25 protein-coding genes and 2 tRNA genes are annotated in these 25,697 nt (G+C 39.4%); 8 read left to right on the plus strand and 19 right to left on the minus strand.

What is annotated here, in order from left to right; translation table 11 throughout:
• Positions 1-129 precede the first annotated feature (129 nt).
• From BS34_RS12380 to BS34_RS0110835, 9 genes are all read right to left on the minus strand, one after another.
• Positions 130-1,134, minus strand: coding sequence for an IS4 family transposase (locus BS34_RS12380; protein WP_051640615.1), 1,005 nt, complete (start codon positions 1,132-1,134; stop codon positions 130-132).
• A 169-nt stretch (positions 1,135-1,303) separates the two neighbouring features.
• Positions 1,304-1,999 (minus strand): VIT1/CCC1 transporter family protein, encoded by a 696-nt coding sequence (locus tag BS34_RS0110800; protein ID WP_029408523.1) that lies wholly within the window; start codon positions 1,997-1,999, stop codon positions 1,304-1,306.
• Between the two features lies 1 nt (position 2,000).
• On the minus strand, positions 2,001-2,378 hold the full coding sequence (locus BS34_RS0110805) for a carboxymuconolactone decarboxylase family protein (protein WP_029408524.1): 378 nt from the start codon (positions 2,376-2,378) through the stop codon (positions 2,001-2,003).
• A 30-nt stretch (positions 2,379-2,408) separates the two neighbouring features.
• Positions 2,409-2,735, minus strand: a complete 327-nt coding sequence (locus tag BS34_RS0110810; protein ID WP_029408525.1) for a hypothetical protein — start codon at positions 2,733-2,735, stop codon at positions 2,409-2,411.
• Positions 2,736-2,873: 138 nt separating this feature from the next.
• Entirely contained in the window at positions 2,874-3,581 is a 708-nt protein-coding gene (locus BS34_RS0110815) for a hypothetical protein (RefSeq protein ID WP_029408526.1), read from the minus strand.
• Between the two features lie 133 nt (positions 3,582-3,714).
• A complete protein-coding gene (locus BS34_RS0110820; RefSeq protein WP_029408527.1) occupies positions 3,715-4,689 on the minus strand; it encodes a hypothetical protein in 975 nt (324 codons plus the stop codon).
• A 144-nt stretch (positions 4,690-4,833) separates the two neighbouring features.
• Positions 4,834-5,448, minus strand: coding sequence for a thioredoxin family protein (locus BS34_RS12895; protein ID WP_084151647.1), 615 nt, complete (start codon positions 5,446-5,448; stop codon positions 4,834-4,836).
• A 19-nt stretch (positions 5,449-5,467) separates the two neighbouring features.
• Positions 5,468-6,439 carry a permease gene (locus BS34_RS0110830; protein ID WP_199774100.1) on the minus strand — a complete coding sequence of 324 codons (972 nt, stop codon included), beginning with the start codon at positions 6,437-6,439 and terminating at the stop codon, positions 5,468-5,470.
• A 127-nt stretch (positions 6,440-6,566) separates the two neighbouring features.
• Complete coding sequence (locus BS34_RS0110835) at positions 6,567-6,950, minus strand: ArsR/SmtB family transcription factor (RefSeq protein ID WP_051640863.1); 384 nt, start codon at positions 6,948-6,950, stop codon at positions 6,567-6,569.
• A 92-nt stretch (positions 6,951-7,042) separates the two neighbouring features.
• Between BS34_RS0110835 and BS34_RS0110840 the strand changes: the two genes are divergently transcribed.
• Positions 7,043-8,059: an ArsJ-associated glyceraldehyde-3-phosphate dehydrogenase gene (locus BS34_RS0110840; RefSeq protein WP_029408531.1), complete on the plus strand. Its 1,017-nt coding sequence runs from the start codon at positions 7,043-7,045 to the stop codon at positions 8,057-8,059.
• Between the two features lie 67 nt (positions 8,060-8,126).
• Entirely contained in the window at positions 8,127-8,603 is a 477-nt protein-coding gene (locus tag BS34_RS0110845) for an arsenate reductase ArsC (RefSeq protein ID WP_029408532.1), read from the plus strand.
• A gap of 358 nt (positions 8,604-8,961) precedes the next feature.
• Here the strand turns inward: BS34_RS0110845 and BS34_RS0110850 are convergent, their stop codons facing one another.
• Complete coding sequence (locus tag BS34_RS0110850; protein WP_029408533.1) at positions 8,962-9,210, minus strand: hypothetical protein; 249 nt, start codon at positions 9,208-9,210, stop codon at positions 8,962-8,964.
• A 116-nt stretch (positions 9,211-9,326) separates the two neighbouring features.
• Positions 9,327-10,274 carry a TraI domain-containing protein gene (locus BS34_RS12740; protein ID WP_051640864.1) on the minus strand — a complete coding sequence of 316 codons (948 nt, stop codon included), beginning with the start codon at positions 10,272-10,274 and terminating at the stop codon, positions 9,327-9,329.
• Between the two features lie 341 nt (positions 10,275-10,615).
• On the opposite strand from BS34_RS12740, the gene BS34_RS0110860 reads away from it, so the two are divergent.
• Both BS34_RS0110860 and BS34_RS0110865 read left to right on the plus strand, forming a co-directional pair.
• A tRNA-Phe gene (locus tag BS34_RS0110860) sits at positions 10,616-10,691 on the plus strand.
• Positions 10,692-10,731: 40 nt separating this feature from the next.
• Positions 10,732-10,815 (plus strand) — tRNA-Leu (locus tag BS34_RS0110865).
• Positions 10,816-11,103: 288 nt separating this feature from the next.
• Here BS34_RS0110865 and pgl read toward each other — a convergent pair.
• The 6 genes from pgl to BS34_RS0110895 form a co-directional block, all read right to left on the minus strand.
• The gene (gene pgl, locus BS34_RS0110870; protein ID WP_029408535.1) at positions 11,104-11,844 is read right to left on the minus strand and encodes a 6-phosphogluconolactonase; all 741 of its coding nucleotides are present in this window, start codon (positions 11,842-11,844) and stop codon (positions 11,104-11,106) included.
• A gap of 5 nt (positions 11,845-11,849) precedes the next feature.
• Positions 11,850-13,334 carry a glucose-6-phosphate dehydrogenase gene (gene zwf / locus BS34_RS0110875; RefSeq protein WP_029408536.1) on the minus strand — a complete coding sequence of 495 codons (1,485 nt, stop codon included), beginning with the start codon at positions 13,332-13,334 and terminating at the stop codon, positions 11,850-11,852.
• Positions 13,335-13,336: 2 nt separating this feature from the next.
• The gene (gnd, locus tag BS34_RS0110880; protein WP_029408537.1) at positions 13,337-14,794 is read right to left on the minus strand and encodes a decarboxylating NADP(+)-dependent phosphogluconate dehydrogenase; all 1,458 of its coding nucleotides are present in this window, start codon (positions 14,792-14,794) and stop codon (positions 13,337-13,339) included.
• 110 nt (positions 14,795-14,904) lie between these two features.
• Positions 14,905-16,659, minus strand: a complete 1,755-nt coding sequence (locus BS34_RS0110885) for an alpha-amylase family glycosyl hydrolase (protein ID WP_029408538.1) — start codon at positions 16,657-16,659, stop codon at positions 14,905-14,907.
• 15 nt (positions 16,660-16,674) lie between these two features.
• The gene (locus BS34_RS0110890; protein WP_029408539.1) at positions 16,675-17,913 is read right to left on the minus strand and encodes a glycosyltransferase family protein; all 1,239 of its coding nucleotides are present in this window, start codon (positions 17,911-17,913) and stop codon (positions 16,675-16,677) included.
• Between the two features lie 67 nt (positions 17,914-17,980).
• Positions 17,981-18,820 carry an HAD-IIB family hydrolase gene (locus BS34_RS0110895; RefSeq protein WP_029408540.1) on the minus strand — a complete coding sequence of 280 codons (840 nt, stop codon included), beginning with the start codon at positions 18,818-18,820 and terminating at the stop codon, positions 17,981-17,983.
• A 789-nt stretch (positions 18,821-19,609) separates the two neighbouring features.
• On the opposite strand from BS34_RS0110895, the gene BS34_RS0110900 reads away from it, so the two are divergent.
• Genes BS34_RS0110900 through mtnN form a run of 3 tightly spaced genes read left to right on the plus strand, consistent with a single transcriptional unit; the run spans position 19,610 to position 21,315 of the window.
• A complete protein-coding gene (locus BS34_RS0110900) occupies positions 19,610-20,074 on the plus strand; it encodes a hypothetical protein (RefSeq protein ID WP_029408541.1) in 465 nt (154 codons plus the stop codon).
• Between the two features lie 13 nt (positions 20,075-20,087).
• A complete protein-coding gene (gene luxS / locus BS34_RS0110905) occupies positions 20,088-20,609 on the plus strand; it encodes an S-ribosylhomocysteine lyase (protein WP_029408542.1) in 522 nt (173 codons plus the stop codon).
• 13 nt (positions 20,610-20,622) lie between these two features.
• Positions 20,623-21,315: a 5'-methylthioadenosine/S-adenosylhomocysteine nucleosidase gene (gene mtnN, locus BS34_RS0110910; protein WP_029408543.1), complete on the plus strand. Its 693-nt coding sequence runs from the start codon at positions 20,623-20,625 to the stop codon at positions 21,313-21,315.
• Between the two features lie 107 nt (positions 21,316-21,422).
• Here mtnN and BS34_RS0110915 read toward each other — a convergent pair whose 3' ends face one another.
• Positions 21,423-22,034, minus strand: a complete 612-nt coding sequence (locus BS34_RS0110915; RefSeq protein WP_029408544.1) for a DUF2238 domain-containing protein — start codon at positions 22,032-22,034, stop codon at positions 21,423-21,425.
• A 583-nt stretch (positions 22,035-22,617) separates the two neighbouring features.
• Entirely contained in the window at positions 22,618-24,156 is a 1,539-nt protein-coding gene (locus BS34_RS0110920; RefSeq protein WP_029408545.1) for a putative bifunctional diguanylate cyclase/phosphodiesterase, read from the minus strand.
• Between the two features lie 175 nt (positions 24,157-24,331).
• Here BS34_RS0110920 and purT point away from each other — a divergent pair, with 175 nt between their 5' ends.
• Positions 24,332-25,522, plus strand: coding sequence for a formate-dependent phosphoribosylglycinamide formyltransferase (gene purT / locus BS34_RS0110925; RefSeq protein ID WP_029408546.1), 1,191 nt, complete (start codon positions 24,332-24,334; stop codon positions 25,520-25,522).
• Positions 25,523-25,697 lie beyond the last annotated feature (175 nt).

Raw genomic sequence — 25,697 nt, forward strand, 5'->3', positions numbered from 1 at the left:
ATTTGGGGCCTCACGTTTTCTACATTAGGTGGTGGCTTCAAAAGTTCTATTAACGGCCTTCTAATAAATAGATTCATTTGTAGTAATCTTAAAATCTGCTGAAAACTCTTTTTCGATCCTGATTGAAACTTAAGAAAAGCGATAATCAAATAAACACATAATGCGGCCATGAATTTGAGTCATTACCGCATTTTTAGAGTTACCTAAAAAAGCTTTGATTTTTAGATTTTGTTTGATCCATTTAAAGAAGAGTTCTACCTGCCAACGCTCTTTATATATATCTGCAATTGTCTGAGCTGACCAGTTCATTTGATTGGTAATAAACTGATAATCTTTTTGCGTGACGGGGTCGTAATAATTCACTAAGCGAATAGCGGGTAAGTTTTCTCTAAGGGATTTCTGTCCAGTGTATTCAATGATCTGATCAGAAATAATGTTTAAGTTTTTTGTCGTCGGTAACGTTTTTACAACTTTATACTTTGCATTGCCTCGGATTCTTGTTACCCATACCAACCCTTTTGAACTCAAGGCTTTGTGCCAGCTGAAGTTGTTATAACCTTTGTCAAAAACGAGTACACTTCCCTTTGGAAACTTCCATAAATCAACTTGTTTCATTTCAGACTCTTTGGCTCCTGTTAAGGATGCAAAAGCTGGGATAAGGCCATCATGATCAAGTCCAATATGCAGTTTCATGGCTGATTTTTTCTTATTGTAATCCGCCCATGGAAAAAGCTTCATGGAAAGATCAATAAGAGAACCATCCAACGAGAATAGCTTTGATTTGAATCTGAAATTATGTTTTGGTGAGTGCTGAGAGCATTGTTTGTAAAGCTTAGAAAACAAGTCAGAATAGAACTGATAATCTAGCTTTTCATTGGCTCGACTGAATGTCGTGCGTTTTATTTTTTGGCTGCCTAAATGATATTGCTGTTGGGGTTGTGACTCTATTGTGGCTTCAATATCTCGAAGGCTATGGCGTGCACCTATCTGGCCAATCGCCAAGGCTGCAAATTGAGACCAGCGACTTAAAGCGTCACTTCGTCTTTTCCCATCATGAATGCTTGAAAGCTTTTCAAATTCAAGTCTCGGAAACATTTTTAAGACTTGTGATAATACTGTATTATGAAAGCTCATAGTCTGAATCCTCTGTTATTACATATGTTTGGTGGTACTTACATTGTAACAATCTGTATGGATTCAGGCTTTTTCATTTTAGCTAAGTGGGACAGCAGTGGTACTGCCCCCTTTTATATTACCCTAATAAAATAGGCATCATTGCGCTCATGAAATCAGTAAAAAAATTTTAAACCGTAACTTCAAATACTTGCCCAACAACCGCAGTTAATGCCATGGCTAAGGCTCCCCAAAACCCAACACGAAAAGCCCCTTTGAAGAGAGAGGCTCCACCAGCATAGGCCGCAATAGCGCCCATTATCGCCAGTAAAGCTATACAAAAGAAACCCACCCAATAGATCAGCGTATCTAATGGTGCAAACCAAGCAAGCAACAGAGGTAAAGCCGCTCCCACGGTAAAGGTTAGGGCAGAGGTAAGAGCTGCTTGCAGGGGTTGTGCATTGACATTGACTGAAATCCCTATTTCATCTCTAGCATGAGCATCAAGCGCATTATGTTGCATCAGTTGATCGGCAACCATTTTTGCAAGTTCTGGTGTTAACCCACGATTTTCATAAATTTCAGCTAATTGCGCTTTTTCTTGTTCTGGGTAGGCTTCTAGTGCCACCGCTTCAATCTTTAAGTCGGCTAGTTCTGTATCGGCTTGTGAGCTGACCGACACATACTCCCCCGCGGCCATAGATAATGCACCAGCCACTAGGCCAGCAACTCCTGCTACGATAATAGCATCTTGAGAGCTGCCTGCGGCCGCAACCCCAATAATTAAGCTGGCAGTAGATACGATACCATCATTGGCACCCATTACCGCCGCACGCAACCAACCCACTCGGTGGGTTTTGTGATCCTCATGTTCTAAGTAGGACATATTATGACTCGGCTAATTGATCGAATATGGTTTTGGCATTCCCCACCACACCGCTGGAAGCGGCATGTCTCACTATGCGCACAATCGACAAAAGCTCTTCTTTGGTTGCCCCCATTTTAAGCAGTGCAGCCGTATTCACATCCATGCAATCCTCATCGCCCAACGCTAAAGCAGCGGCCAGAAAAATCATGGTGGTGGTTTTGGCATCCAACGGGTTGGTTTCTGCATTAGTGCTCATTTTTGAACTAATCGCTTGTTCTACAAAAAAACTTGGATCGACTTTTTTGACTGATTCCATTGAACTTGGTAATTTGCCAAAATTTTCAAGCATCATAGCTTCAACCATTTCAGGGGTTGGCATTTGGTTCTGTTCTGACATCATATTCTCCTTAGGTTAATCATTCTTAATTTATATAATGAGTTTGCGTTTTAAAAAACTTTCAATTTCTTCAGTCGCTAAAAGACCTTGAATTAAAATATTATCATTTACCACTAAAATCGGTAGATTCGTAGCTCCAACATCGGCTGCTTTTAATAAGTCAGTTTCTATAGTGAACTGCCAGTGAATTCCTAAGCGTCTGCTCGCACAAAGAATGCGCTTTTTGAGCTTGGTAACTTCACTCCTAGAGCCGTAAAGAGTCCCTTTTACAATCAGGGCATTCTTTGCGAGCGGTGCTGATATGCCACAGGGTGTGCTTATTTCTTTCATCCTAAACCTATTATTGTAAGTGGTCATGTAAGTGCTCATTTGAGACGACAGTGATTCTCGCTTGCTGCACTTTCTACCTCAATGGTGCTGTGTTCAATTCCAAAACGCTCGTGGCAATAATGCTGTAAATTTCTGAGCAGAGTGGTCCTTTTTTGGTAGCGTTCCCTATTGTCCAAAAAACAATTTTGAATCGGATTTTAAGCTAATTTGTTGAACATGCGCAGCAAAATTTCGATTAGGGAAAATGACATGCAGATGAATATTTAAATTAGGCATCGCAAAAAATTCTGCTCGTTTGGTTGAAGCATAAATCCCCACTAATTCAACAGGTTCATTTTTATAAGTTTCTACTTTTTTATTAGGGTTACTTTCAATACTCCATTTTACAGAGTCTGCAACACCTTTAATTCTAAAGGGCAATAAAGCGCCTTCTTCACAGCCCAAATTTTCTACCGCTTCATCAAGCAACATATTTAACTCATCTACATCACCTGCAGAATCCAAAACTTGGGGTTCTCTCCAGCTATTTGCTGTGGCGGTAACTGCAAAAATATTGCCTACATCTTTGTCATAATGATGTCTAGCAAAAACCCCATTTAGTTGAAGCTCATCCGCACTGGATAACCAGGCCTGGTTATTATAAAAGGTGCTTTCAAAACGGGTATTGCCTCCCGGCCCATACCCAATAGTATTGGGAGTGAGTTTTATGTCTTTTAATAACACCCAAGTGCCACTGTGTTTTTCCGCTAATTCGGATTTTTTAGCACCATAAGTAGCGTGGGGGACTTCACAGGTTGCCGCTTGAGCCGAAAAAAAGGCAAAAGAGAGGCTGAAAGCCAATAAATTCGTTAGATTTTTGTTTGATCGTTTCATTTTGTATTCCAGATTAAGTTGTTAGAAAGATGCCATGAGTCACCTTAGGCTAAGGCCTATTAACAATAGGCCAAAGGCATTTTTAGGACGTTGCAAAGCTCTCTATTTATCAAATCTTGCAAAATATTTTTGTTTAGGCTTTGCCTAAATACCGAGTTTTATAAAAAGGCTCAACTGGGCCAACCGCCACCATAGCACCCACTGGACCAGCACTTTCTTTGAAACGTCTATCGAGATGTGAGTTTTCATGATCCAAGACAGATTCCCACACACCATGCATCAAATACGCTCTTAAATCACCATCGGGTATCGCTTTACGCATAATTTCTGTAGTCATCGCTTTGCGATAGTAATTATTGTCTTTTGTTGCCGCCAGGCCTAATTGATTAACATCGTCCTTTGGTTGAAAAGTCTGCTGAGCAACCTTTAGCAAAGGAGTGACTCTTTTCTCAAACGCATCTAAATTCTTGTCATGAATCATTACATGATTCGCTACAGTGATTCTGTTCTCTTCTGGGCTATCTTGTGCGGATTTCAAAAAGTTTTTAATGTCATTTTGTTCTGCATAGATTCCTTTGCGATTTCCGACCAAGATGGTTTGGAAAACGCCGTGATAGTAAGCCATAGCAATAGGTGTTTTGACAGGCCCATTTTTTGTCGGTTTATAGGCATGCATTAGAGGTTGAATGTTGTTATTAAACCAATTAACAATTTGTGCCTTTTGTAATTGTTTTTGTGATTCAAAGCGAACAAAAAGTGAGTAAAAAAACGGTAAAGAACCCTCCTTAGCACCATCTTCATAAGCAGATGAAAGTACGCCTTTCAAATCACTTGGATAGTTTTTTACCATGGTCGAATCCCCGACCATTTGTTTTAAAGATAAGCTTAAAAAGCCTGAATTTTCTTTTAGTTTTGATTCAAGCAGTTTAAGTTCATGCATCATGTTTTTGATTTCTGGACCAGCAATACGAAACTCAAAATAATCTGAAGCTACGCCTGAAAAATCGGATGATTCTTGTTGATTCAATACCTCATTTGCAGAGGCTAAACTGGTAAATCCTGCACTAGCAAGTAATCCTGTAAACCCTAAAAATTCTCTTCTATTCATTGTTTATTCCTTTGGTTTACCTTCATTTTAATAGGAGATGGAATTAAAAATAAAACCTATCAAAAGGAGAGGTGATAAAAATTACGCCTAAAACTTTAGTAAATTCTTCACTTTTACGAAGCGTTCCACACTATGCGGCCTATATCATTTAAGCCATTCTGCTACCAATTTCTTGGATGGAATGCCTCCAGAATGAACCGTTTTCTCATTAATAACTACACCTGGCGTGCTCATAATGCCGTAAGATGCAATCTCTGCAATGTCTTCTACTTTGACAACATTCACAGCAACGTTGAGTTCATCTGCAGTGGCTTGGATTAATTTAACCGTGTTATTGCAGTTAGCACATCCCGTTCCCAAAACCTTAATCTGCAAAGCATCGTCGCCGCTGGCGCCACAACAAGAAGCGCTTTCTTTAGCGTCTTTATTATCACCACAGCACGAGCTTGATTCTTTATTTTCTGCTGAGGCTTCTGTTGAGGTTTTGTCATTGCTTTCACAACATGAGCTGGCTTTTGTTTCCGGTTTAGCCGTCCCACAAGTGCCACCCGGGCAGCACTCACCTGTTTTAGAAAGTTTGCCAATCATTTCTGACGGGCAAAAGCCGGTATAGGTGGCTTGCAACCCCATAAACGCAGGCATAATGGCTAACCATAACCAGTTGGCGGACAATAAATCTGTTTGCCCAGAAAAATGTGCGAGAACAATCGCCACTAAAATTAAAAGCGTCATTAAACGCACCATTAAATTACCTTTCATGCTTCCATCTCCTTAAAATTTATGCATATAAAAAATTAAATAAATAACCCACCAATATAAAGGCCACCGTGAGTACACCCACAAAAACTCCTAAAGCCTGCCATTTAATCACTTTACGTAAAATAAGCAGTTCCGGTAAAGAGAGTGCAGCAATACTCATCATAAGCGCCAAACTTGTCCCAATGGGAACTCCTTTATTAATCATCGCTTCAATCAAAGGAATGACGCCAGTGGCATTTGAATAAAGCGGTACGCCCACTAAAACAGCGGCAGGTACACTCCACCAGTTAGACGAATCACCTAGATAGGTACTCACCCAAGCCTCTGGAACAAAACCATGAAAAGCCGCCCCTAATGCAATACCAATAAATAGCCAATGCCAAATACGTTTAACAATCACTTTTACTTCATTCCAAGCAAATTCATGGCGTTGATTAAATCCACCACTATTGGCTTCTAGCTCTTGTTGTTGGCGCATTTTAATATCCCAAACATACGATTCTACCCAACGTTCTGGTTTAAACCATTCAATAACGATAGAACCAATATAAGCAACCACCAGGCCTGCTAAAACATACAGCAAGGCAACTTCCCAACCTAAAATGGTCATTAATAAAACCACCGCCACTTCATTAATCATTGGGCTAGCAATTAAAAAGGCAAAGGTAATACCAATAGGGATTCTTGCCTCTACAAAACCAATAAACAGAGGAACCGATGAGCAGGAACAAAAAGGCGTAACGCCACCCAGTGTAATTGCAAGTGAACGAGCCAACCACTGAGGACGACCCGCCACAATTTGCCTAACACGCTCGGTTGAAATCATTGCCCTAAGCAGACCCATGACATAGATAATCACCACCAATAAAAAGAATATTTTAGTGGTATCCATTACAAAAAACTGAACGGCAGCGCCTAACTGACTTTCCAAGCTGAGTTGAAAAACATCTTGCGCAACCCAATTTCCAAAGACTTCAAATATTTCGAACATAAAATAACTCCTAAAAAAACTTATTTATTAATATATCCGCATATGCGGATTTATTCAAGTATTTTTTTTAGTATGCGAGTCTTTCATGAATAGGATATGCAATAAGAGGTCTAGCAGAAGACGGGCTTTAGGTCTTTGGATGACACTGTTTTGTTATGCTTTCAAAGCCTTTTAATCCGCTTCTATCCTCTTTAGACTGTTCAAGTTCTGATAAAAAAGATAAGCTCGTTTGTAAAACATCGAAAGCAGGATGATTTTTATCAACCGCATAATGCATCCAAGTTCCCTCACGCCAAGAGACAACAATGCCTTGATTCTTTAAATAAGCCAGATGCCTTGAGACAGTGCTCTGAGATAAATCAAGCACATCCATAAACTCACAAACACATAAAGATTCTTCAATACTCAACAGGCCTAATATTCTAAGCCTAACCGGTTCAGCTAAAGCCTTATGGAACTGAGCATATTCTTCTAATGGTTTTAAGTTTTGTATGTTTTCAGAGTTTGTCATAAAAATTTAATTGATATTGAATTTAAAATCATTTTAAATAGTATATCCGCATTAACAGATATAAGCAATAACTGGTTTTTAAAGGAGTGAAAATGATTCGTATCGCAATTAATGGTTTTGGACGCATGGGACGTTTGGGATTGCGCCAAGCTTTTGACTGGGAAGGCATTGAGTTTGTTCACATCAATGAAATCGCTACAGATGCCGCAGGATCGGCTCACCTTTTAAACTATGATTCAGCACATGGTCGCTGGCAGAATAAAGCCACTGAAGAAAATGAACAAATTGTCATTGGCGAACAACGCATTGGTTACAGCTCACAGAAAAACCTTGAAGATTTTGACTGGGGCTCCCTAAATGTCGATATCGTTTTAGAATGCACCGGAAAATTTCGTACTCGTGCCGATGTCCAACCTTATTTTGACCAAGGGGTTAAACAAGTGATCGTCGCCGCCCCTTTAAAAGAAGGGGTAAAAAACATTGTCATGGGCATTAACGATGATATTTTTGTCGCGGGTGAAGACACCTTAATTACTGCCGCATCTTGCACAACAAACTGCATTGCGCCTGTGATAAAAGTATTACATGAAAAAATTGGCATCTCTCACGGCTCAATTACCACTATGCATGACCGCACGAATACACAAAAAGTAGTCGATCACGGACACAAAGATTGGCGTCGTGCTCGCTCCAGCTTTGAATCTTTAATCCCAACCTCTACAGGTTCTGCAACCGCCATAGGCACCATCTTTCCAGAATTAAATGGTCGATTAGACGGAATTGCAGTACGTGTGCCATTTATGAATGCCTCTTTAACAGATTTGGTCATGGAAATGCAAAGACCCACCTCTATTGAAGAGGTCAATCAACTCTTTAAAGATGCCTCAGAAACCTATTTAAAAGACATTTTAGGCTATGAAGAATTGCCATTAGTCTCCGTGGACTATGAGGGCGAGACCTGTTCATCTGTCATTGATGCTCAATCGACTCGTGTTGTAAATGAATCTCATGTCAAAGTCTTAGCTTGGTACGACAATGAAATTGGCTATATGCAACGTATGATGGAATTGGCCGTTAAAGTCGGCAAAGCGAATCAAAACTTAGATTAACTAAACTTAACTTAACTTAACTTAACTTAACTTTGCTTAACTTAACTAAATTTGACTGGAGACAAAAATGTTTAATGTTCTATTTCTGTGCACAGGAAACTCTAAAAGAAGCATTATGGCCGAAGCCATTTTAAACAATAGGGGCAAGGATCGCTTTAGGGCTTTTAGTGCGGGAAGCCATCCAAAAAAGGAAGTGGATCCAAATGCTATTGAAATCATCAAAGCCGCTGGCATAGAGGTACCCAGTGATATTACACCCAAAAGCTGGGAAGTCTTTGGGCAAGAAGATGCGCCAAAAATGGATTTTGTAATCACCGTTTGCGACAAAGCAAAAGGCGAACTATGTCCAGTTTGGCCAGGTCAACCCATGTCTGCTCATTGGGGAGTCGAAGATCCCCAGGAAAAGGATGGCGATTTAAGAGAATATAGGGACGTACTCAGAATCTTAACGACCCGCATTCAACTATTTACTCTATTAAAACACCAAAACCTTAGCCGAATGAAACTTCAGCAAGAAATGGATGAAATTGGTCTAAAACAATAACTTTCTCTTTTACCTCCTTACCTCCACTCAAAAATAGGTCATTATCAATAGACATTAATAATGACCAACGGCCAGCTTAGAATACTTGACCATTACAGTATCAGGCTGGGTGACAAGGCGTATAGTTTCTGGTTTAAACTATTTGATAAATGTGGTGTATTTTCGCTTCAGTTATATGACACCAAATAGTAATGTTTGAGTTAATGACTTTGCCTATCAGAATTTTTTTAGCTTTTCAAAAAGTTCTCGTGCAAAGGTCTCAAAGAAATAAAAATAGACGCAAAATATTCAAATAAATATCGATTCTCTTTTTGTTTTTTAAAAGTTTCTAGATTGCATTGGATGCCTGGTGATACTGCTAATAAACCTGAAATGTGCCCCCTGTATTCGGATAATGCAAATAGCCTTTATAGCATTGGATGCTTTCTGCTACATCTAAAGAGATTCCGTAAGTTTCAGCAAGCTTAACTTCAATTTGTTTTTGCTCTTGATAATAGCTTGGTGCGTATTGAGATATCATCCAAATAGACCAAATAAATATTCCGACCAAAACGGTCTTTAATACTCGTTCTATCCAAATGATTTCTTGTGGGTTTTGATAAGCCATAGCATTCTCCTTTACATGATTAAATAAAACCTTTCTCTATGAAGACGATTCCGTCAAATTTTGAACGTCTGTGAAAGCCTTGAGAAAGGTATTTTGCTTATTATTTAAAGAGGCCATTAATTCAAACGATTAAGGTAATGTTTGTTGGCTCCAATATTGAGTTCAGCAAAGTGAAAGTATTCCGGCTTATCTTTAAACGCCATGCTCCTTAAAGATGCTGATGTGCTGAGCCTATCTGCCATTTTTATAGCATTACCTGACACAAAACGACAGATACCTTGCTTTTCTGTCCAAGTCAATAGGTATTGCAGTGTCTCAGCCCCCTCTTTCCAGTATTCGTTCAAGGTATTGATAGGCTCAGCAAGCAGCATAAGCGTGAATTGATCATGATCAATCAATCGTCCTGTTGAGGAATGCTGATTGAGTCCAATAGTTTTAACCTTTCCCACATCATGAAATATTGCCGCAATAACGGCAACTTCTTTTTCCTTCCTTGAAACATCAATAAGTGACTCTACCGTTTGTTGGGTCATCAAGGCACACTCTAACGAGTGCATCAGTAATCCTCCTGGAAAACTATGGTGATGACGTTTGCTGGCAGGAATACTCACAAAGGCCGTCATCAATGGTTTATCCATTAACACTTCTCTTGCAAACATTCTCAACGGAATAACACTTAAGGTCTCAATCAACTCAAACAGCTGATACAGTGATTCAAAATCATAGCAGGCCTGGTAGATTGGATAGAGTTGTTCAAGCGTTAAGGTGCTTTTAAAAAGTCGCCAGTTCAGAACTGAGCCATCATTACCTTGCTCTAACCATAGGTAGAGTGATTCATTATTTTGAAGGTTTAGGCTTTCATATCGCTGATTGATTTCAGAGTAATCTTCGCTATCGACTTGGATATAGTGAGTTAGGTAGTGTTGGTCTATTAGACTCACCTGACACCAACCGTAATCGGAACAGCCTAACTCTTGTCCAAAAATACCAGCATAGCCAATAAGCTGTTTACCATTGCCGACTTGGAGACGTTTTTGTTGGTTGTAAAGCATAATTGGGTTCATTGATAGACCTCCATCGTTATCTGTTCTTTTAGTTGTGTAACAAGGTGTTCAAGATCAAAGTTGGTTACAGCACTTCAACTGACACTCTCAATAAACTATGCGATTTTTTTGATTATGAGATTTCAGAATTGGTTAAATATGTTTCAGAAGATCAAATGCAGAAAAAGACCGATACAGAAGAGTAAAGTTAGATAATTTAGTCCTTTTGTCGATTTAACAAAATTGACGAGTACTTGGGCACAAAATGGGCACCATCTGGGCACAGCGAATAAAATCATATTTTTTCAAAATAAAATTTGACAGTCGCGAAGCCCGTCCATATAATACGCCCATTCTATTTTGGCCTGATAGCTCAGTCGGTAGAGCAAGGGATTGAAAATCCCTGTGTCCCTGGTTCGATTCCAGGTCAGGCCACCATATTTTAATAGGGTGTTTAATTTAGTTAAACATCTTATTCGCGGGAGTGGTGGAATTGGTAGACACGCCAGATTTAGGTTCTGGTGCCTTTGGTGTGAGAGTTCGAGTCTCTCCTTCCGCACCAATTCAAAAACCTCGATTGATTCGTCAATCGGGGTTTTTTTATGTCTAAAATTTACCTAAATTCACGTGATATTGGCAATACACTAACTAAACAAACCTGTAATTGTTTTATTTAATTTTGTTTAATTAAGAAGCTACCAGGCCTGGTAACTTTAGGTTTGAATGATTTAAAAATACTCAAAAGACATTACTTAAAACGACATATACTCTAAAACCTCTTTCTTAAATGCATATTTACAAACAGCGGCTTTAGAAGTTTAGGGGTTTAGCTTAACTCCCTCTATTACACTCATTCTCCTAATGCTGCTTTATCTATATAGACTTTGGTTTGTTGACCACTGACGAGAGCTATTGGTAAAGCTTGATTTTGGTTAAGCCATTCAGAAACAGCTTGTTGTTTACCCGCACCGGTTATGATTTTTATCAATACGCGACTTTTAGAAAATGCCACATAATTTAAACTAACACGCTGTAAAGGCGCTTTAGGTGAGTTGTTTTCAATGATAATGGGCGCACTGATAAAATCGCTTTCACAAGCCTTTTCACAGCAAATTGTTTGCACACTTTGGGCTTCGTTATGTTCTGGAAATAAGCTTGCTGTGTGCCCATCTTCACCCATTCCTAATAAACAAACATCAAATGCTTTGACTTCATCAAACAAACAGGCATAGTCATTGGCGGCTGATTTTGCGCCTTTTTCAACTTGCATAAAATGAATGTTTTGCTCAGGAATGGAAACTTTTGTTAACCAGTTTTGGAGCAGAGCTTGGCTGTTTCGTTCATTATCTTCAAAGGGTAAAACCCGTTCATCGCCCATATAAATATGCCAGTTAGCCCAGTCAGCATTAGCTTGACTAAGCAACTGGTAACAACGATTTGGAGTGGAACCACCTGCGGTAATAAAGTGAAACTCACCCTGCTTGGAAATAGCTTGTTTGGCAAGCTCTAATATTTCTTTAGTAAGTTGTTGAGCGAGCTGCTCAGCCTCATTAAAAACAAACCAATTTTCAGGAAGTGTGGATGTCGTCACTAGAGTCACTCTTTACAATGCTGATTAATATAAGTACGCCAGTATTGTTCAGGATGTTCAAACAGTTTTTGTGAACCTTCAGGGCCCCAACTTCCGGATGGATAGGTATCAATATAGTCTGTTTGGCTTGCCCATTCGGTTAATATTGGGTCAACAACATTCCAGGCTGCTTTTACTTCATCAAAACGTAAGAATAGCGAACGGTCACCTTTAATGACATCTAATAAAAGTTCTTCATAGGCATCTATTTTGGAGTTTTTATCGTATTTCATTGCCGCATCTAAACTGATTTGCTCGGTATTAATCTCTAGGCCAGGTTGCTTGGCTATCATCTCAATTTTAATGGATTCATCAGGTTGAATACCAAATATAATCCAGTTTGGTTCCATCTTTTTCACTTGAGAGTCGCGGAAAAACTGTTTTGGAGGGTGCTTAAAACAGATGGAGACCAGGGTTTTGGACTCTTTCATGTTTTTACCCGTTTGGATATAAAACGGCACGCCTTCCCAACGCCAGTTATCAATATATAGTTTTAAAGCGGCATAGGTTTCGGTAACGGAATCTGTTGCAACACTTGGCTCATCTAAATAGCTATGCACCGGGTTATCATGCACAAAGCCTTCGGAATATTGAGCACGATATGCATGGCCTTTAACTTGTTTCTTTTGAATTGGTCGAATAGATTTAAGGAGTTTAACCTTTTCATCTCGCAGCGACTCCGCACCCATTGAAGCAGGCGGCTCCATAGCGACTAAGGCTAATAGCTGCAATAAATGACTTTGAATCATGTCACGTAAAGCCCCACTTTGATCATAGTAACCCGCCCGCGTACCCACAGGTTTATCTTCTGCATGAGTAATTTGAATATGGTCAATGGTATTGCGGTTCCACAATGGCTCCATCAAGGCATTGGCAAAACGAAAAACCATGACATTTTGAACCATCCCTTTACCTAAGTAATGATCAATACGATAAGTCTGTTCTTCGGTTAGCGCTTGAGAGATTTTATTTTGTAAGGCAGCCGCACTTTCAACATCGTAACCAAAGGGTTTTTCTAGCACGACACGGCGCCAACCTTTAGTTTCATCCAATAAACCATGCGCCTTTAATTCGGCAGTCACTTGGCCAAATAAGTCGGGGCCTAAAGAGAGATAAAAAGCGATTTTAGAAGAGTATTTGGCATCCGCTAGTGTTTCAGCCAACATCTCGTAGGCCTCTGGCTGAGAGATGTCCATTTGTACATAATCCATACGCTTTACAAAGGCATCAAAAACTTGGCGATCAAATCCACCACGGGCAATCGGTTCAATGTACTTTTGAATTTCTGCTTGCCAATCCGCTTGCTGCCAATCACGACGACCAATCGCCACGATTCGCATATCTTCAGGCAAGCGACCAACGCATTCTAAATGGTAAAAAGCAGGCATTAATTTAGTTAGCGACAAATTACCTGTCGCACCAAATACCACATAAGTATTGGCTTCAACCATGATTAAACCTCATACGTTGTAGAGCTTATATTACCGCCTGACTGAATCCAATCAGTATGGAAAAACTCTCCACGTGGAGCATCAACACGTTCATAGGTATGAGCGCCAAAGTAATCACGTTGAGCTTGTAATAAATTAGCAGGAACCACTTCACTACGATAGCCATCAAAAAATGCCAGAGCAGAGCTTAAGGTTGGTGTTGGAATTTGCTGTTCTATCCCAAAAATAATGGCTTTTCGCCATTGTGGTTCAGCGCCTTTAATTGCTTTTTCAAAGAAAGTAGCTTGCAGTAAATTAGCCAGGCCTGGTTGTTTTTCATAAGCTTGTTTAATTTCACCTAAGAAGCGACTACGAATAATACAACCACCACGCCACATTAGGGCAATTCCACCGTAGTTTAAGTCCCAAGAATAAGCTTTAGCCGCTTCAGCCATTAGCATATAACCTTGTGCGTAAGAGACAATTTTTGAGGCATATAACGCATCATGAATAGATGCAATAATGGCTTGTTTCTCTTCTTCAGAATAATTTTTAGCGGATGCTTTTCGTGGATAAATTTTTGAGGCTTCTACACGCTCAGACTTTAAGGCCGATAAACAACGTGCGTAAACCGATTCGGTAATCAAAGTAACCGGAATTCCAAGCTCTAATGAACTAATCCCTGTCCATTTTCCTGTGCCTTTTTGGCCTGCGGCATCTAAAATCTTATCAACTAATGGCTCTCCATCAGTATCTTTAAAACTTAAAATCTCCGCAGTAATTTCAATTAAATAGGAATCTAAAACGCCTTTATTCCACTCAGAAAACACGGTTTGGCATTCGTCAGCACTCATACCTAAACCTTCACGCATTAGCTGATAGGCTTCTGAAATCAATTGCATATCACCGTATTCAATACCATTATGAACCATCTTCACATAGTGCCCGGCACCGTCATCACCTACCCAGTCACAACAAGCCTCATCACCTGACTTAGCTGCAATAGATTGAAAAATAGGTTTAACACTTTCCCAGGCCTTTTTGTTTCCACCAGGCATAATCGATGGCCCAAAACGTGCACCCTCTTCACCCCCAGAAACTCCTGACCCAATAAACAAAATACCTTTTTCTGCTAGCTCTTTTGTTCTGCGATTTGAATCAATATAAAGTGAGTTACCGCCATCAATAATAATGTCGCCTTCATCAAGCAGAGGAACGAGCTGTTCAATAAACGCATCCACAACTTCGCCAGCTTTAACCATTAACATCACCTTACGAGGCGCGGCAAGAGAATCCACTAACTCTTTTAAAGAGTATGCCGCGCTAATTGGAAAACCTTGAGCACGGTTCTGTATAAAGTCATTGGTTTTTTGTTCCGAACGGTTATAAACACTAACATGAAAACCGTGTTCCGCCATATTCAAAACTAAATTTTGCCCCATAACGGCAAGGCCAATTAAACCAATATCTGCAGCTGACATATTTATTCCTTATTTAATTCATGTAATTCATGTAATTCATGTAATTCATGTAAGACTTTAAGAGCTTTAAACAAGCCCTTTTGAGCAAAACGCTTTAAATGCGTTTTATATTACCATCGATTAGTTATCCATACGGTTTGATAAGGCGCTAAGGTCATTTCACCATATAAATCAGTAATCATCTGACCACTAATAATTTCTCGCCACTCGTCCATATCAATTAAGTTTAACTGGGCTAAATTTAGAGTTTGTGATTGATTCGTGACATTATTAACCACAAAAACACTTTGATCACGCATCAAACTTTGGCGCCAAAATCCAAACAATGTATCCTCTAAATGCAATGTAAATTGGGTTGCATTTGGATGAAATGCCGCTTGTTCTTTACGCAGCGCAATTAAGTGGTTTAAACCCTTTAATACCGCATAATGTTTGGAATTTGTATCTTCCAAAAGAGGGGTTAACTCACTCTCTTGCCATTGATGACGATTTATATCTCGATTATGCTCCGTTTTATGCAAACTTTCATAATCATTTTCGGTTGCAAAAAAAGAATGAATGTAAATCGCTGGCACACCTTCTAAAGCAATCGCAATCGCATGCGCGCATAACATGCGTTGTACCTGATATTCATCTTCACCTTCACAAGTCCCTTTAAAGGCATCGATAAGGGCGATATTAATCTCATAAGGATTTTTTTCACCATTTAGTCCAGTACGCCAAGAAACTTTTGCACCAAAGGATTGTAATACATGAATCATATTTTGCAATTCTTCTGGATCAAGAAGACCTTCGGCAGGACGAACGCCAATGCCATCGTGGCTGGCAATAAAGTTTAAATAGGTCGTCCCCATTTGCGCTGGCGGCATAGACATTAACCATGTTTTTAGGTGTTTGGCAGACCCTGTAAGCAATGAATTAATAAGCAATGGAGGTAATGAGAAGTTATAAACCATATGGGCTTCATTGGCATTACCAAAATAGGTCAAATTCTCACGTTTAGGTACATTCGTTTCTGTAATGATAATGGCATTAGACAGACGATATTCAATTAAGGCTCGCATTAATTGAATAGCCTGATGTGTCTCTGGCAGATGCATACAACTGGTACCAATAATTTTCCATAAAAAACCGATGGCATCTAAGCGGAAAATGCTGGCACCCTTATCTATATACATTGAAATAAGGCGCATAATCTCTAGAAACACCTCTGGGTTAGAGAAGTTTAAATCTATTTGATCATGACTAAACGTGCACCAAACATACTTTTCGCCTTGCGGGGTCATGGTAGGTCTCAGCAAAGGCGTCGTTCGTGGTCGTACAACCTTAGACAAGTCATCTTCTAAACTGGCTTGTACAAAATAGTTTTGGTACTTTGGGTTTCCCTTAGTAAATTCTTTAAACCAGGCATGTTCACTTGAACAATGGTTTACAACTAAATCCGCCATAATTCGGTAATCTTGGCTAATTTCAGTTACGTCTGACCAATCACCTAAATCGGGATTAATGTTTTCATAGTCAGAAACGGCAAACCCTCCATCCGAGGTATAAGGATAATATGGCAGAATATGCACCATAGAAACAGTCTCTTTTAAGAACTTATCCAATACCTTTTTTAAGGTAGCAAGTGGCTGCTCATTAACGTTAACAATGGAATCGCCATAAGTGATAACCATGACATCTTTTTCATTCCAATGAGATTGGTGCGATAAAGGCATTTCACATTGCGTTTTATCAATCCCGGTTTTTTCAATAAACTGCTCAGCAAGTTCATGGGTATTCTCGCTAGGAAACAGTGATTGAATAAGCGGCGAAATACGCTCTATTAATGCATCATAAGCTTGTTGAGATGTAATAGTATGCATGGTAAAACCTCTTAATTATTTCGCTTTATACTCTTCCATATCCGCATCTACTGCTGCCGTAATTTCTTGCAATATATCCGGAAAAGCCGATGAAACTCTGTTCCATGAAGGAATAAATGGCGTTTCCATCGGTGCATCTAAAAAGTGTTTACCGGCTTTAATAATGTTTTCGCAAAACATCTCTACCGCAATTTCTTCCTTATGCACATCAAGGTTTAATCCATTCATCATGGCATCATTGCGATAAGACTCAATCAAATCTAATGCAATACGGTAATAGGTCGCTTTAAGCGTTCTAAAACCTTCTGTTGTAAACGTCACACCTTCAGCGGCTAATTTACGATAAAACGCCTTGGCAATATCTATCGACATTTTAGAAAGCCCTTTCTGGGCATCTTCAGCGGATAAGTCTTGATGTTTATGATCATAAATATCAGCAATATCCACCTGACATATTCGGTTTGAGCTGATATTACGTTTCATTTCAGAAAGTACACCAATCTCTAAACCCCAATCTGAAGGAATTCGTAAATCTGAAATAACCCCGGTTCTAAAAGCAAATTCACCCGCTAAAGGGTAACGATAAGAGTCAATGTGATCTAGATACTCACTCGCTCTTTCATTTTGCTCACCTGCTGTTTTTTGGAGTGCTCTAATGAGTGGAGTAACTAATAAACGGGTTACTCGGCCATTCATTGTGCCGTTAGCAATACGAGTATAAAAACCTTTTGCAAAGGCATAGTTAAATTGAGGATTGGCTACCGGATAAATTAGTCGTGCTAATAAGGATCGGTCATAAGTAACAATATCGCAGTCATGTAAGGCAACAGATTCAACCTTATTTGAACCCAAAACATAACCGGTCATATACCAAACATTTCGCCCTTTACCGGGTGCTTCTGGTGCAATACCTTCACTTACCAGCTTTTTATGAATGGCTTGCATTCTTGGACCATCATTCCAAATCACTTTTACGTTTTGTGGTAAGACTGAAAAATACTCCAAGGCATGACGATATTCCGCCTCATTTGCTCTATCCAAGCCCACGACAATCTCTTCTAAATAGGGTACCGACTTAAGTTCTTCAACAATGGTTGCCAAAGCAGGAGTTTGCAATTCTGAATACAAACTAGGCAAGATTAAACCTAGCGGTCGCTGTTTACTGTATTTAAGTAAATCTGCCTCCATCTCTTCAATAGGTCTATCCACTAAATTATGTAAAGTGGTAATAATGCCGTTCTGATAAAAATCCATACTTGCTCCTTCCCATCATTGGGAGTTTAGATATCTTGTGATTCTTAAGTGTTAGTAAATGCCTCTATCAAGCTTCAAGCCAACTTAATACAGCTTGATTCCAACCTTCTGGACCAAATGCTTTGGTAGTGACCACTTTAGGATGATTCACCTTGGGAGGAGGGTTAACCGGCGAACAAATAATCACCGGATAATCACTCGCTTCTAATAACGGAACATCATTATTGCCATCCCCTAAAGCCATGGTTTGCACTTGATCTTGCCAGGCCTGGTGGTAATAATTTGTTAAACACTTTAGGGCTAAACCTTTATTACTTAACCCCATTAAATGCACAAATCGCCCCCCTTTAATAACCTGCAAACCACGCTGACTCATAGCCTGACTAAACTCGGTTAACGCTTGTTCACTGTCTTGCCAGAGCAAAGGTTCTGAAAAATTACGTTGCTTTGCTTTAACTGCACTATTTAGGGGCAACCCTGTAAATTCAACTACTTGCTCGGCACTCATCTCTGAAAACCCTATAAAAGATAACTGATGTTGAGTTTTATAGTTTTGTGAAATTTGCAGTATTTGAGGTAATAAAACAGGACTTAAACTCATGTATTCAAAATCATCACCCCAAGACTGAATAACGGGATTATCAATAACAGAGTTGCGTTTTAATAAATCCTTATTGAGAGAACCTTTATTCCAAAAAATACCCGCTCCATTTTCAACAATAAATGGGTAAGAATTCGCTAACTCGGCTTTAAGATCAATAACCTCAGCTGCAGTTTTACTGGTGGTTAATAGCCATGGAATAGCTTGAGCATTTAAGGCCTTTATTGCAGGCAGTGCTGGCGTATAACTGTAATCATGGTGATCGAGTAACGAGCCATCTAAATCCGTAAATATTATTTTTTTCACATCATTCCTATTTTTGAGAGTCTGGCTCCTCGAGAAACAAACCTATAGAGACCTTTGCACAAGAGTATGCGTGAGTAAAAATGGTTAAAATTCACCTGATTTTTGTTGTACCCCAAGGGTACTTCGGTTGGGCGACAACTTGCGAATAGCTAGCTATTCCCTGCGTTTTCGGCCGCAATCAGGCAAATTTTTCCTCATTTTTCTTTCGCCCCTATCTCGTGCAAAGGTCTCCTATAAAAAATTATTGCTGCACTATTTAGATGCATAACGTCTCACTCGCAAAGTTTATTTTGCAAGTAACGTGCCAAGCACATCATCCCTATTTATCACTCTTTAAAGAATTATAATTTATAGATATTAAACAATAAGTTATATAAATATGACTTAAATAATAGATTTAAAACCTTTCTTGCAAGAATTCATTACCCATATAAAAAAAGTCTTATTTTGGTGCAAAAACAATAAATCCCGTTAGTTATAAGCTGTTATGCAAACCAACCAGGCCTGGTTAGTTTTATGTTATCCTTTGATTTTTAAATTACACTCTGAGACCTTTGCATGAGACAGGGGCACAAGAAAAACAAGATAGAATTCTTTAGATTTAGGCTAAAAAATACGCATAATAACTAGTTATTGGGCGGATTTTTTGGCTTGAAGATAGAGAATTATAGCTGTTTTTATGTGTTCATGGTCTCGTGCAAAGGCCTCACTCTCATTACTCGCTTAATCCGTAAGGTTTTTAAAGTAAACACCTTCAATTTTTCTGTTAAGTGCAGACTAGGAAATCAAATGATTCAGATTAAACACTCTATTTTAAAATTCCCTTTTATTGCATTACTGCTTTTCATGACATTTTCACTTACCGCCTGCATAGGTGATTCACAACCTTCAGAAAGTGATATAAAATCAATGGCTGCTCAATATTTTGATAACCAGTACAGTGGATTATTTATCACCAGCAATGTTATTAAGAAAAACGGATATAAACAAAACGAAACTCATTATGTAGCCGAACTCACCATTACTGGAACCGCACAGCAAGACTTAGACAGTTATGCAAAAAGCATCATGAACGATTCTTCTCTATCAAGTCTAGAAAAAATCACCAATAGTATGGCGGTAGGGTTACTAAAAATGACCATGCCCGATTTTGAAGCCGGTGACCAAATTGAATTTGAAAAAAACTATCTCTTTATTAAAACTGACAATGGCTGGCAGCTCAAAAATGAGCTCAAGCCTGAAGACCAACTATAAAAGGACCTAAACCATGCCATTATTAGACAGCTTTACCGTTGACCACACCATTATGAATGCGCCAGCAGTGCGTGTTGCCAAAACCATGACATCTCCATCAGGAGATACCATTACGGTTTTTGACTTACGTTTTAATAAACCAAATGAAGACATGATGAGTGAAAAAGGGATTCATACCCTTGAGCATTTGTTTGCAGGTTTTATGCGTAATCATCTAAATGGTGATGGCGTTGAAATCATTGATATTTCGCCAATGGGTTGCCGTACCGGTTTCTACATGAGCCTATTAGGCTCTCCAACAGAAGATCGCGTAGCAACTGCCTGGATCGGTGCAATGAAAGATGTATTAAATGTTCAACGAATGGAAGATATTCCGGAGTTAAACGAATATCAGTGTGGAACCTTTGTTATGCACTCTTTAGAAGAAGCCAAAGCGATTGCACAAAACATCATTGACCAGGGTGTAGGCGTTAATAAAAATGAGGACATCGCGTTAAGTGAAGAGACCTTAAAGTCACTTGGTAACGAAGTTTAAGCAGGAAGATTCCATGAAAGTAGCCATTATTGGAGCAATGGAAGAAGAAGTCTCTCTTCTACGCAGCAAACTGGAGAATCAAACCACCGAGATTCATGCGGGGTTTGAATATTATCAAGGGCAAATTAATGGGTCAGACATCGTACTGTTGCGCTCAGGAATTGGCAAAGTAAATGCCGCGATTAGCACCACCATTTTACTTAACCTTTATAACCCAGACTACGTCATTAACACTGGCTCTGCAGGTGGTTTTCATACTAACTTAAATGTAGGCGATATCGTGATTAGTAGTTCGGTTTGTCATCACGATGTAGATGTCACTCCGTTTGGTTATGATCTTGGACAAGTACCAGGCCTGCCAGCTTGTTTTTTACCGGATAAAAATTTAGTAAAAGCGGCTCAAAGCAGCATTGAATCACTTCAAGAAGTGGCTCATATGCACGGATTAATTGCCACGGGTGATCGCTTTATGCATCAACCTACAGATGTGACTAACACACGCAATAATTTCCCAGAAATGATTGCCTGTGAAATGGAAGCGGCTGCCGTTGCACAAGCTTGCCATACCTTTGAAAAGCCATTTGTGATTATTCGTTCTTTATCGGATATTGCGGGCAAAGAAAATGCCAAAACTTTTGAGCAATACCTAGAACAAGCTGCGACCCATTCGGCTAAAGTTATTTTAGGTATGTTAGATCGTATTTAAAGCAAACAAGCTCTAACCAAACAAAACGCCGGCAAATGCCGGTGTTTTGTTTTAAATTCTATAAGTTACCAGGCCTGGTAGCTCTGTGATTAGTTAGGTGGTTAGATTTATAAGGCTTTTATTTGGCGATTATGCCATCTAGATAAAAATAGAATCGCTGAAATCGCCCCAAAAAACGCCCACCCCATATCCGACTGCGTATCCCATATATAACCTTGTGTGCCTAAAAAAGCATCGGCTGCCTCGTCAGAACCTAAGGCAACCCACCATTCAATTAGCTCATAAAAAGCACTGAATGCTAAGGTAATAGAAATACTAAAAAAGTTTGTCCAGCCTATCCCATTTACCACCTGTTTACGTATTAGAATTTCTCTTGCTATTAATACTGGAACAAAGCCCTGCGCAAAGTGTCCCAATTTATCGTAGTTATTTCGTGACCAGTCAAACTCTAATTTAAGCCAATCAAACATGGGCACTTCAGCGTAAGTGTAATGTCCACCCACCATAAGAATAATGCAGTGAATTAAAATTAGAGAATATAAGAGTGAGGTTAAATGAAAACTGCGAAAGGTAAAAGCCAGTAAAACAATACCAATCATCGCAGGTACAACTTCTAAAAACCAAGTAAACATGTCTTTAGGAGCGATTGCAGACCAAACAAATACCACAAAAAAAGTGGCTAGCCATAAAGCATGATTAAGCTTAAATTGGTTTAACATGGCTTTATCTCTAGTTACCCCATAAAACAGAACTTAAATCCTACCGATTACACCAGGCCTGGTCAATGAAAATACGGTAAATTTAAACCTATAGTCGAACGGTATAAGTTGAAGCTAGTTAATAAAATATAAAAGTTTGGATTTAATCAGACAGTACAATGATTGAAAAGCCTTTTTAAATATTGAGCCTTTGCCTTAAATTTTGTCACGCAGGCTTCCCGTTACTTTTTGCAATTTGGCAAAAAAGTAACCAAAAAACAAACCCCACTCCAGAAATGGGCAAGTTCTAAGCTTGTGAACTGAAAACGCTGAACTCGCTTCGCTCAAACAGCAGCGTTTTTTTACCGTTCTCTACGCTAAGAACCTTGCACCATTTATAACAAGGGGACTTAAGGCGTTTGTCCACGCTTCAATATTAATCATCAAAAAAGTTAAGAAAACTCTTATCTCATTTTAATTGGTTATTAAATTAGAATCGTAATTAACTGTTGTCCTGTCAGATTAAGTTCAATTTTTTTCAAATAAAAAACCCCGTAAACGGGGTTTATTGATGACATGCTACACTGACTAGAGTGCTTTAAGATTAAGCAATCACGGGAAGCTGTTGTTGAATTTGTTGCTTAAAGGTCTCAGCATCTATAGGTGCTGACCAATGATTACCTTGAGCCATTGAACAACCCATCGCTTTATATTCAGCCGCTTGCTCTGGAGTTTCTACTCCGGTAGCAATCACACAAACGTCTAATGTTTTGGCCATTTGTACTAAAGCTTGCACCCATTTTTTTCCTTTTGCATTATTCATATTGCTCAATAACCAGTCACGGTTTAATTTAAGCTCTTGCAAATTTAACTGGGGAAGCGAGGCTAAATCTAGTGGGCATTTACCTACTTCACTTAAGGTCACTTGATAACCGGATTCGGTTAAACCATTTAAAACGGCTTGTAATGCATTATTCTCATTTAATGAAGGAACGGCAAACTCTAGTTGTACTTGAGAGGCTGATACACCATATTTTTCAAAGCGTTTATTTAATTCAGTCACAAAATCTTGTTGCTGCCATAGCGCATCAACAACCGGAATTGAAACCATCATTTCATCGTTATACTGTTGCCACTCTTTTAAAAAATAAAGCCCTGAATCCATTAACCAAGCACCAAGAGAATAGGCCGATTGACTTTCATTTAAGAGTTCAATCCAGCTGGCAAGGTATGGGCCTTCAATATCTTTTTCATTCCATTTAGCCGTAATGCTCGCGCCAACAATACAGCCGGACGTTAAATCAATTTGTGGTTCAAAAACGGTTTTAATCTGGCCATTATCTATGGCCGTTTCCAATCGTTTAAGAAGAGAGCTTTCTGATGCCAAAGGCAATTCACTAATGTCACTATAAAAACGATAAGTACTGCGACCAGCATGCTTTGAGGCATATAAAGCTTGGTCTGCACGATTAGTTAAATTTGAGGCCGTTTTGGCATCCTCTGGAAAACATGAAATACCAATACTGGTTGAGATTTGAACATCATTACCATTAATCCAATAGTCTCTACTTACTTCTCTGATAATACGCTGACTAATACACTCTATAAGCTCTTTATCATCAACATCAGCAATTAACACAACAAATTCATCACCCCCTAAACGGCTGACAATATCACCTTCTCTTACGGCTGAAATTAAACGTGCGCTCACATTACGTAATAACTCGTCGCCCGCTTGATGACCTAATTTATCATTAACCCCTTTAAAGCCATCTAAGTCTAAAAAAAGTAAACCAAACTGAGTATTGGCATCTTCTGCTTTAATGACTAACTGCTCTAAGGTGCTATTAAAATAAGAGCGGTTGGGTAAATGCGTTAAGGCGTCATAATTAGCTTGGCGAAATAGTTCACGAGTGCGTTGCTGGACTTGGCTCTCTACCATTTCCGCAATTTCACTTGAAATATCGCCGGTATTTGAAAAACGAGTTTGCAACGCACGCATCATTTTCTTAACGCTAAAACCTTCATCTTTTTGCTGATGGTCCATCATAACTTGTGAGCGGTTGCGTTCAGACTTTAAAAAACGAGTCACTTCTGGCGAAACTTGACTCTCTTTTTCTACTTGGCTGTTTAACTCTATCATGGGGTAAACCTCGTGTTCCGTTTGGCGATTTTATCATTCAAATCCCGTATAATATGGGCTGTTGATTTGCTGACCGCTCTACGGTTTATTAAAACTTTTTCTAAAGTTTTGTTTAAAGTTGCCGATATATTGGCTCTTTGTTTTTTATTAATTACCTCTTAGCAAAGGAGATGCCATGTCTAGCATTGGTACACCATTTTCACCCACCGCTGTTAAAGTCTTATTATGTGGTGCAGGTGAATTAGGCAAAGAAGTTGCCATTGAATTACAACGTTTTGGTGTAGAAGTGATTGCCGCTGACCGTTATGAGAACGCCCCTGCTATGCAGGTTGCAGACCGTAGCCATGTCATTGATATGCTAGATGGCGATGCCTTAAGAAACATTATTGAACTCGAAAAACCACACATGGTGGTGCCGGAAATTGAAGCGATTGCCACCGATACTTTAGCGGCAATGGATAACGAAGGTGTCAAAATAATACCAACGGCGCGTGCCACACAATTGACAATGAACCGTGAAGGCATCCGCCGTTTAGCGGCCGAAGAGTTAGCTATTCCAACCTCTCCTTATGAGTTTGCCGATAGCATAGAAGATTTTGCCGCTGCCGTTGAACGCATTGGCATTCCTTGTGTGGTAAAACCTATTATGAGTTCGTCTGGTAAAGGACAAAGCGTCATTAAATCTGTTGCCGATATTCAAGCTGCTTGGGATTACGCTCAAGAAGGTGGGCGAGCAGGTAAAGGCCGCGTGATTGTTGAAGGCTTTGTAGATTTTGACTATGAGATTACTCTATTAACCGTTCGCCATGAAAAAGGTATTAGTTTTTGTGAACCTATTGGCCATCACCAAGAAGACGGAGACTACCGTCAATCTTGGCAACCCGCAATAATGAGCGAACAAGCCATTAATACTTCAAAAGAAATTGCCGAAAAAGTGGCAAATAATCTTTGTGGTAAAAATGGACGTGGACTATTTGGCGTTGAGCTATTTATAAAAGGAGACCAAGTCTATTTTAGTGAAGTGTCGCCCCGCCCTCACGATACAGGCCTGGTAACCCTTATGTCGCAAGACTTATCTGAATTTGCGCTCCATGCCCGTGCAATTTTGGGTTTGCCCATTCCAAATATCACCCAACATGGCTCATGTGCTTCCAGCGTTATTTTGCCTACCGGTACCTCAACACAAACCAACTTTTCTAATTTAGAGGAAGCCTTATCCGACAATGACACGCAAATCCGCTTGTTTGGAAAACCCGATATTAATGGCCGTCGACGTATGGGAGTGGCCATTGCCAGAGCAGACACGATAGAAAATGCCATCCAAAAGGCCAATAAAGCTGCCGCCGCAGTAAAAGTCACCTTCTAATAGCGATTTTTTTACGAGCGGTACTCGTGATAAAAAAGAAAATTTGTTTGAATTAGGCTGTAAACCTATCCCACAGTTTGCAGCTTGCTTTTCACCAAAAAACTACGCCATTTCATAACCATAAAATAAAAAACTGTCATTTCTTAGCCATCAAAATTTTGACTCCCGGTTAACC

Source organism: Thiomicrorhabdus sp. Milos-T2, assembly GCF_000702325.1.
Classification (GTDB): domain Bacteria; phylum Pseudomonadota; class Gammaproteobacteria; order Thiomicrospirales; family Thiomicrospiraceae; genus Thiomicrorhabdus.